The organism is Streptomyces murinus, from assembly GCF_002154555.1.
Taxonomy (GTDB): Bacteria; Actinomycetota; Actinomycetes; order Streptomycetales; family Streptomycetaceae; genus Streptomyces; species Streptomyces murinus.
Genome location: NZ_MUNF01000661.1, coordinates 1 through 1,383, shown reverse-complemented (window position 1 = coordinate 1,383; position 1,383 = coordinate 1). Strand labels below are relative to the sequence as shown.

Here is a 1,383-nt window from a genome sequence, read left to right as displayed (position 1 = left end):
CCATTCCGGCGATCCCTCCGTGTTCAGCGCGGTCGCCGCATCTGTTCGGCGACCGCGCTGAACACGGAGGGATCGCCGGAATGGAGCCGCGCCACGTCGTGCCCCTCCTCGTGGGCGCGGAGCAGCTCGGCGGTGATCTCGTCCAGGTCGAGCTGGGCGGTGTCCACCAGGCGGGCGTCCGGCGGGCATTCGGCCAGCAGTTTGCGGGGGACGAGGCTGCCCGCGTACAGACAGACCTGGCAGGCGGCGAGCTTCCGGGCGCCGCGCACCGTGATCAGGTCGGCGGCGCCGGGGCCGGCGCCGATGAAGTACACGGTCATCTGTCAGCTCCTGGTGAGGGGTTGTCGGTCTTCTGTACGGCCCACTGGGTGACCGGCATGGCCTGCCGCCAGCCGGTGAAGCCGCCCACGGGCACGGCGTGCGCCACCGCGAGCCGCACCAGCTCGCCACCGTGACGGCGATAGGCGTCGGCGAGCAGTGCCTCGGATTCCAGGGTGACGGTGTTCGCGACGAGTCTTCCGCCGCGGGGCAGGGCCGTCCAGCAGGTGTCGAGGAGGCCGGGGGCGGTGAGCCCGCCGCCGACGAACACGGCGTCGGGCCGTGGGAGTTCGGCCAGCGCCGCGGGAGCGGCACCGCCCACGACCCGGAGTCCGGGCACGCCGAGCCGCTCCGCGTTGCGGAGGATGCGCTCGGCTCGTACCGGGTCGCGTTCCACGGTGACGGCCCGGCACGACGGGTGGGTACGCATCCACTCGATGGCGATCGAGCCCGAGCCGCCGCCGATGTCCCACAGGAGTTCTCCCGGAGCGGGGGCGAGCGCGCCGAGTGTGGCGGCACGGATGTGCTTCTTGGTGAGCTGCCCGTCGTGCTCGTACGCCTCGTCCGGCAGCCCCGGCCCCGCGCCCAGTCGCACGGCGTCCGGTGCCCGCCGGCATTCGACGGCCACGATGTTGAGCGGGTCACACGGCCGCTTCGTCCGCGCCCAGTCGTCGGCCGTCAGTTCGGCGGTCGTACGCTCCCGGTCCCCGCCGAGTTGTTCCAGCACCCGCATCCGGCTCGGTCCGTAGCCGCGGTCACCGAGCAGCGCGGCGACCTCTTCGGGAGTGGAAGCGCCGGCGCTGAGGACAAGGAGGCGCCGGCCGTCGTGGAGGGCGGCGGCGAGGCGGGCGATGGGACGGCCGACCAGTGTGACGACCTCGACGTCCTCCAGCGGCCAGCCCAGCCGGGCGGCGGCGTGGGACACGGATGAGGGGTGCGGCAGGACGCGCAGTGCGTCGGTCTCCTCGGCGAGCGCGCGTCCGATTCCGTAGAACATTGGGTCGCCGCTGGCCAGAACGGCGATACGGCGGCCGGCATGAGCGGCGAGCAGCCGGGGGACGGCGG

General features: G+C 73.5%; 1 protein-coding gene and 1 pseudogene. Both read right to left on the bottom strand.

The window, feature by feature from the left end; genetic code table 11:
• Nucleotides 1-32 precede the first annotated feature (32 nt).
• Nucleotides 33-320: pseudogene (locus tag CCN72_RS32520) on the bottom strand (SAM-dependent methyltransferase); the annotation flags it as partial.
• A partial coding sequence (gene cbiE / locus CCN72_RS32515) for a precorrin-6y C5,15-methyltransferase (decarboxylating) subunit CbiE (RefSeq protein WP_107430219.1) occupies nt 317-1,383 on the bottom strand: 1,067 nt, incomplete at its 5' end. The pseudogene CCN72_RS32520 and the gene cbiE, both read right to left, overlap by 4 nt.